We start from the raw sequence: 6,284 nt of genomic DNA, 5'->3' as shown, positions 1-6,284 counted from the left end.
GTTAACGAACAAGGAAAAATTCTTCCTCGTCGTTTAACTGGAACTTCATTGAAATACCAAAGAAAAGTGTCTGTAGCCGTAAAAAGAGCTCGTCACTTAGCATTAATGCCATACGTGGCCGATTTGCTAAAATAATATTAAAAAAAACTCAGTTGTTGGTTTTCGATAAAGCGAAACCTAACTTCTAATAACAAAAGGACAACAACATGGAAATTATATTAAAAAAAGACGTTCAAAATTTAGGTTTTAAAGACGATGTGGTAAATGTAAAAAATGGTTACGGTCGTAACTATTTGATTCCACAAGGTTTTGGACAATTGGCAACTCCTTCTGCAAAGAAAGTTTTGGCTGAAAACCTAAAACAAAGAGCGCACAAAGAAGCTAAAGTGGTTGCAGATGCAAGAGCATTGGCTGAAACTTTGAAAGCATTAGAGATTAAAATTTTCGCAAAAGCGGGTGGAGAAAAACTTTTTGGATCTATCACGAACATTGACATTGCTGAAGCTTTGGAAAAAGCAGGTCAAGCAATCGAAAGAAAATTCATCACTAGCGGTATCGTGAAACGTACTGGTAAATATGCTGCAAGCATCCGTTTACACAGAGATGTAGTAGTTGAATTACCTTATGAAATCATTGCCGAGAAAGCATAATTTCAAAATAGTTATAATTAAATCCCGATGTGAGTCGGGATTTTTTTGTTTAATTGAATCACAACAAGTTTTCCAAAATGAAATACTCAAGATTAACTAAAGAACAATTCGAGGAATTGCATCAAGAATTCATTAATTTCCTTGCAACCCAAGCCATCGACAAAGCGGAATGGGATAAAATTAAAATCGAAAAACCAGAAGTTGCCGAACAAGAATTGGATGTTTTTTCAGATTTGGTTTGGGAAGGCGTTTTGGGTAGAGCCGAATATTTGGAACATTTTTCCAAAAATCATATTTTTCTGTTTCAGTGTTTCGATACCTATGTTCAATCCATTGTGTTGAAATCATTGGTTCCCGAAACCGATTTTTTGACCAAAGAAGGGTTGCAATGGTTGAGCGACAATATGTTTACCGAAACTATCGAAATGAAAACAGGTAAAAAAGTATTTACGGAGGAACGCAATTCATCTATTTTTCAATTGATTCAGCAAGGTGCGTTTTTGAGCGACGGACAATTATTCAAGCAAATAATTTCGATTATTGAATCGTAATTTTATCGTTTTTTCTATTAAATTGGTTATTTTAGTCCCTAATTTCAAAAGCTAAAATAGCCAATTTTATTTTCTATGGATATCCAAAATACGATTCAAAAATTACGGGAAGAATTAAATCAACACAATTACAATTATTATGTGTTGGACACGCCAACAATTTCCGATTTTGAATTTGATTTGAAACTAAAACAACTTCAAGAGTTAGAAGCTAAACATCCGGAATTCTTTGATGAAAATTCGCCAACGCAACGTGTGGGGGGAGCAATCACGAAAAACTTCGAAACGGTAAAACACGAACACAGAATGTATTCCCTGGATAATTCCTATTCCAAAGAGGAATTAGTTGATTGGGAAAAACGGGTCCAGAGAGTGCTCGGCGATGTTCCGCTGGAATATACCTGCGAATTGAAATATGATGGTGCATCGATAAGCATCACTTATGAAAACGGAAAGCTAAAACGAGCCGTTACCCGTGGCGATGGTGTTCAAGGGGATGATGTGACCAACAACATCAAAACCATAAAATCAATTCCTTTAAAATTGAAAGGTGATTTTCCAGAAACATTTGATGTTCGCGGCGAAATCATTTTGCCTTTCGAGGGATTCGAAAAAATGAACCAGGAATTGATAGAAATTGGAGAAACTCCTTATTCCAATCCAAGAAATACGGCTTCGGGAAGTTTGAAATTACAGGACAGTGCCGAGGTTGCCAAAAGACCATTGGATTGTTTATTGTATTTTATCATTGGAAACAAATTACCATTTAATTCCCAGTTTGAAGGTTTGGAAACGGCCAGGAATTGGGGTTTCAAAGTCCCAAAGGAATCCAAATTAGCCAGTGGTTTGGAAGAAGTTTTTGAATTCATAGATTATTGGGACGTTCACAGGCACAATCTTCCTTATGAAACCGATGGTGTCGTTATAAAAGTCAATGATTTTCGACACCAAGAGGAATTGGGCTTTACGGCCAAATCGCCTCGTTGGGCAATTGCTTACAAATTCAAATCCGAACAAGTTTCCACAAAATTGAATTCCATTTCTTACCAAGTGGGAAGGACTGGAGCGATTACTCCGGTTGCCAATTTAGAGCCGGTGCAATTGGCGGGAACAATCGTGAAACGCGCTTCCTTGCACAATGCTGACCAAATAGAAAAATTGGATATTCGCATTGGTGATACTGTTTTTGTTGAAAAAGGAGGGGAGATTATTCCGAAAATTATTGCAGTTGATTTGAGCAAACGTCCTGAAAATTCAGAACCTACAAAATACATCACGCATTGCCCGGAATGCCAAACTGAATTAGTTCGAGGCGAAGGCGAAGCAAACCATTATTGTCCTAATTTTTATGGTTGTCCGCCACAAATTATCGGAAGAGTCCAACATTATATTTCCAGAAAAGCAATGGATATCGAAGGTCTTGGAGGGGAAACCGTGGCTTTATTATTCAATAATGGATTGGTTCATAATTATGCTGATTTGTATGAGTTGAAGGTTGAGCAAATTTTGCCTTTGGAAAGAATGGCACAGAAATCGGCAGAAAATTTGGTGAATGGAGTAGAGAATTCCAAGAAAGTTCCTTTCGAACGCGTTTTGTATGCTCTTGGCATTCGATTTGTGGGCGAAACGGTGGCCAAGAAACTGGCCAAACATTACAAAAATATTGATGCCTTGAGTAAAGCCAGTTTTATGGATTTGGTTTTGGTAGACGAAATTGGAGAACGAATTGCCCAAAGCGTGATGGATTTTTTCGAAAATCTTGAAAACAGACAAATTATTGACCGATTAAAAAGTTATGGAGTCCAATTTGAAACCATCGAAATTGTAAATCCAAATGCGACTGACAAACTCGCCGGCAAAACATTCGTTGTTTCAGGCGTTTTCGAGGAATTTTCGAGAGATGATTTGAAAAAAGCCATCGAAGACAATGGCGGAAAAGTGGGAAGTTCCATCTCGGCAAAAACGGATTACGTGGTTGCGGGAGCCAATATGGGTCCGGCAAAATTAGAAAAAGCGGTCAAGTTGAACATTCCGATAATTTCGGAAAATGATTTTATGGAACTGATTAATGGAACTGAATAAAAAAGGGATGAAGATTTTTAATAAAGAGAACAATCTCAAAAAAATAATTTCGATTTTATTTTTTACCGTTGTCACGGTTGAAGTTACGGCCGAGTTGTTTTCTTATGAACCCGTTCTCTTTATTTTTAAACCCTTGATTTCAATTGTGTTGATGTTGCTTTATTGGAATACTTCGAATCAAAAAAATCCTCTTTTTTTCTTTGCAATATCATTTTCCTTGATTACCAACGTGTTTTTTATTTATGACACCGAGACGATGTTGTTTCTAGGGTTGATTGCCTTTTTCATACATCGATTGCTGATGATTCATTACATTGTCAAACTAATAAAACTCAAGGATTATATTCCTTTGTTACTGGCAATGATTCCTTTTATGTTCTTTTTCTTCTATTTATTGTCCATAACGAGTGAGTTGACGGCTAGAAGTTATGGAATTTTGATTGTCCAAAACATTTTGATTTCCATAATTGCCGGAATAACTTTGTCCGATTATGTAATGAATAATGGCAAAAAAAATGATACTGCTTGGTTGTTAATATTTGGACTTCTATCGGTTACCCAATATTTTATTGTCTTTGTGGAGAAATATTATCTCTCAGACATGTCTCCCATTAGCTTCCGGCCATTGGCAATGATTTTGAATTCGTCGGTCTATTACGCCTTTTATAAATTTGTCATGGTAATCGAAAACTTAAACGACAATTGATTTACCGTTGGCAGTTTTTGATTTGTCATTATCAAAATAAAAATCAATTCGTCCCAGATTTATTCCGTAGCAGCCTACTTGGTTGACCAAAACTTCTTTTCCATCCAGGTTTTTTACAATAGTTGGTTTGTCTAAAAAAGTGTGGGTGTGACCACCAATGATTAAGTCAATGTCCTTGGTAAGTGCAGCCAGTTTCAAATCACATATTTTGTCTGAATCTTCTTTGTTGTATTTGTAACCAAGATGTGATAGGCAAATAACCAAGTCGCATTTGTTTTCTTTTTTCAGGATTCGAACCATCTCTTGTGTCGTTTCCAAAGGATCATTGTACACGGTTTCCTTGTACATTCTTTTGTCTACAAGGCCTTCGAGTTCTATTCCAAGACCAAAAACGCCAATTTTTATTCCGTCTTTATTAAAAATTTTGAACGGTTTTACAAAACCATCCATTGTGGTGTTTTTGAAATCATAGTTTGCCGAAACAAATTCAAAAGTGGCGTGGGGCATTTGGGCAGTCAAACCGTCAACACCGTTGTCAAAATCGTGATTGCCTATGGTTGACAAGTCATATTTCATCATGCTCATCAATTTGAATTCGAGCTCGCCACCATAATAGTTAAAATAAGGCGTTCCTTGAAATATGTCGCCGGCATCCAATAGCAATACATTTGGATTCTCTTTGCGAATGGTTTCAATCAACGAAGCTCTTCTAGAAACTCCGCCCATATTTGGATTTCGAGGATCATCCATGGGAAATGGGTCAATATGACTGTGAACATCATTTGTGTGAAGCACCGTTATATGTTTAATATCCGATTTAAAACTGCTCAATGATAAACCTAAACTGAGCAACGCTGTACTGGCAGCCGTCTTTTCGATGAAATCTCTTCTTTTCATTTTTATTTTTTTAACTGAACACTGCAACTTTTCACTGTGCACTATTTTTATTCAACGCTAATTCTTACATCATTTATCATTGGAATTGTATCCACTTCCTTAAAATAATCAATCAAGATATTTCTTAATTTATAGTCGAGATCAAATTTTTGGATTCCTTTCTTGAAGAAATTCATATTGTCACCGCCATTGGATAAATAATCGTTTGTACCTACATAATAAATGGTTTCTTTTTCGACAGGTTTTCCTTGAACCAATATGTTTTTGGCAGCATTGTCCTTGCCAATGGTAAAAGTTATTCCCGATAAAGGATGTGGTTTTTTTGTGGCGATAAAATAATCGACCATTTCTAAAATCTGTTCTCCTTTTAAAGCTATGACAACGAGACTGTTCTCAAAAGGCATTATTTCAAAAGCTGTTCTGGTTGTGACATTCCCCTTTGGAAGGATGGCTCGAATTCCACCGTGGTTGAGTATGCACAAGTCAATATTCTTTTTTTCTCGAGCTAAAAACACGTTAGTTCCGCGTTGCAAAGTGACGTCGGCCATCAAATTGCCAATGGTGGTTTGCCATTTTCCGCTACTTTTGTCCAATGTCTCTGGACAATAGGCCAGAATGCTGTCTAAATCCTTGTTGATATGTTCTCGATAAGGTTTAATATAGTTTTCAAATTGGGGATCCTGCTTTTCTTTATCAGTAATTGTGATTCGTTTTCCTTCTACTTTTGTAACCTGGTAGTTTTGTTTGCCGCAAGCAGCAACGAGAAAAAATGTTAAGAATATAACAAAAAGTTTCAAAACACCATTATAGTTTTTTAGATTTACCATCTGTAATGCGACTTAAATTAATTAATTTTGTAACAAGGTAAAAGTAATATGTTTTTAAAATATATAAAGGATTATTTTTTAAAAAGAATACTAAAAAATAATTTACAAAATGTAAAAAGCATTTCCTCGGCGGTTTCGATACAAACGGTTGGTGTTCTGATAGATGAAAGTTATTTTTCTGAAAAAGAAGCTTTGAAGGAGGAATTAAAAGCCAACGGAATTTTAGAAAACAACATTAAACTTGTCGTTTACAGGGACAAATTAAGAAAGAACGAAAGCTATTCACAACCGACTTTTAGTATCAAGCATCTCAATTGGAAAGCAGAAATCACCAATCCTGTAGTAAATGATTTCATTAACGAGAAGTTTGATTTATTGATAAGTTATTACGATGTGGAGAAAGCGATTTTACTAAACATTACCCACAATTCAAAAGCATTGTTCAAAGTGGGTTTTTCATCCATCGACAAGCGATTAAATCATTTGATGATTAATACCAATGCCGAAAATTACAAGGTTTTTGTTCATGAATTATTCAGGTACTTAAAAATATTAAATAAAATATAAAACA

The 6,284-nt window shown here is 35.7% G+C and carries 8 protein-coding genes; 6 read left to right on the top strand and 2 right to left on the bottom strand.

Annotated features, from left to right (window positions below):
- The 5 genes from rpsR to C0430_RS11085 all read left to right on the top strand — a co-directional run.
- The coding region (gene rpsR, locus C0430_RS11105; protein ID WP_290869858.1) for a 30S ribosomal protein S18 at positions 1–135 on the top strand (135 nt) is incomplete at its 5' end.
- Positions 136–206: 71 nt separating this feature from the next.
- The gene (rplI, locus tag C0430_RS11100; RefSeq protein ID WP_290869855.1) at positions 207–650 is read left to right on the top strand and encodes a 50S ribosomal protein L9; all 444 of its coding nucleotides are present in this window, start codon (positions 207–209) and stop codon (positions 648–650) included.
- A 77-nt stretch (positions 651–727) separates the two neighbouring features.
- Positions 728–1,201, top strand: a complete 474-nt coding sequence (locus C0430_RS11095) for a DUF6495 family protein (protein ID WP_290869852.1) — start codon at positions 728–730, stop codon at positions 1,199–1,201.
- Positions 1,202–1,276: 75 nt separating this feature from the next.
- Positions 1,277–3,283: an NAD-dependent DNA ligase LigA gene (ligA, locus tag C0430_RS11090; RefSeq protein WP_290869848.1), complete on the top strand. Its 2,007-nt coding sequence runs from the start codon at positions 1,277–1,279 to the stop codon at positions 3,281–3,283.
- 7 nt (positions 3,284–3,290) lie between these two features.
- Positions 3,291–3,989, top strand: a complete 699-nt coding sequence (locus tag C0430_RS11085) for a hypothetical protein (protein ID WP_290869843.1) — start codon at positions 3,291–3,293, stop codon at positions 3,987–3,989.
- On the opposite strand, the gene C0430_RS11080 is transcribed toward C0430_RS11085, so the two are convergent.
- Both C0430_RS11080 and C0430_RS11075 read right to left on the bottom strand, forming a co-directional pair.
- Positions 3,975–4,886 carry a bifunctional UDP-sugar hydrolase/5'-nucleotidase gene (locus C0430_RS11080; RefSeq protein WP_290869839.1) on the bottom strand — a complete coding sequence of 304 codons (912 nt, stop codon included), beginning with the start codon at positions 4,884–4,886 and terminating at the stop codon, positions 3,975–3,977. The two genes, C0430_RS11085 and C0430_RS11080, sit on opposite strands and share 15 nt — an antisense overlap.
- A 47-nt stretch (positions 4,887–4,933) precedes the next feature.
- Entirely contained in the window at positions 4,934–5,713 is a 780-nt protein-coding gene (locus C0430_RS11075; protein ID WP_290869836.1) for a 5'-nucleotidase, read from the bottom strand.
- A 48-nt stretch (positions 5,714–5,761) separates the two neighbouring features.
- Here C0430_RS11075 and C0430_RS11070 point away from each other — a divergent pair, with 48 nt between their 5' ends.
- Positions 5,762–6,280, top strand: a complete 519-nt coding sequence (locus C0430_RS11070; RefSeq protein WP_290869833.1) for a hypothetical protein — start codon at positions 5,762–5,764, stop codon at positions 6,278–6,280.
- Positions 6,281–6,284: the final 4 nt, after the last annotated feature.

It is taken from the genome of Flavobacterium sp., from assembly GCF_013823965.1.
GTDB lineage: Bacteria > Bacteroidota > Bacteroidia > Flavobacteriales > Flavobacteriaceae > Flavobacterium.
The sequence above is the reverse complement of the archived record's forward strand: the minus strand, read 5'-3'. Positions and strand labels throughout refer to the sequence as shown.

Bases quoted from the DNA above. Each gene is read 5' to 3' on its own strand.
- C0430_RS11080 (WP_290869839.1), bottom strand. From the start codon at position 4,886: ATGAAAAGAAGAGATTTCATCGAAAAGACGGCTGCCAGTACAGCGTTG.
- ligA (WP_290869848.1), top strand. From the start codon at position 1,277: ATGGATATCCAAAATACGATTCAAAAATTACGGGAAGAATTAAATCAA.
- C0430_RS11085 (WP_290869843.1), top strand. From the start codon at position 3,291: ATGAAGATTTTTAATAAAGAGAACAATCTCAAAAAAATAATTTCGATT.
- rplI (WP_290869855.1), top strand. From the start codon at position 207: ATGGAAATTATATTAAAAAAAGACGTTCAAAATTTAGGTTTTAAAGAC.
- C0430_RS11095 (WP_290869852.1), top strand. From the start codon at position 728: ATGAAATACTCAAGATTAACTAAAGAACAATTCGAGGAATTGCATCAA.
- C0430_RS11070 (WP_290869833.1), top strand. From the start codon at position 5,762: ATGTTTTTAAAATATATAAAGGATTATTTTTTAAAAAGAATACTAAAA.
- C0430_RS11075 (WP_290869836.1), bottom strand. From the start codon at position 5,713: ATGGTAAATCTAAAAAACTATAATGGTGTTTTGAAACTTTTTGTTATA.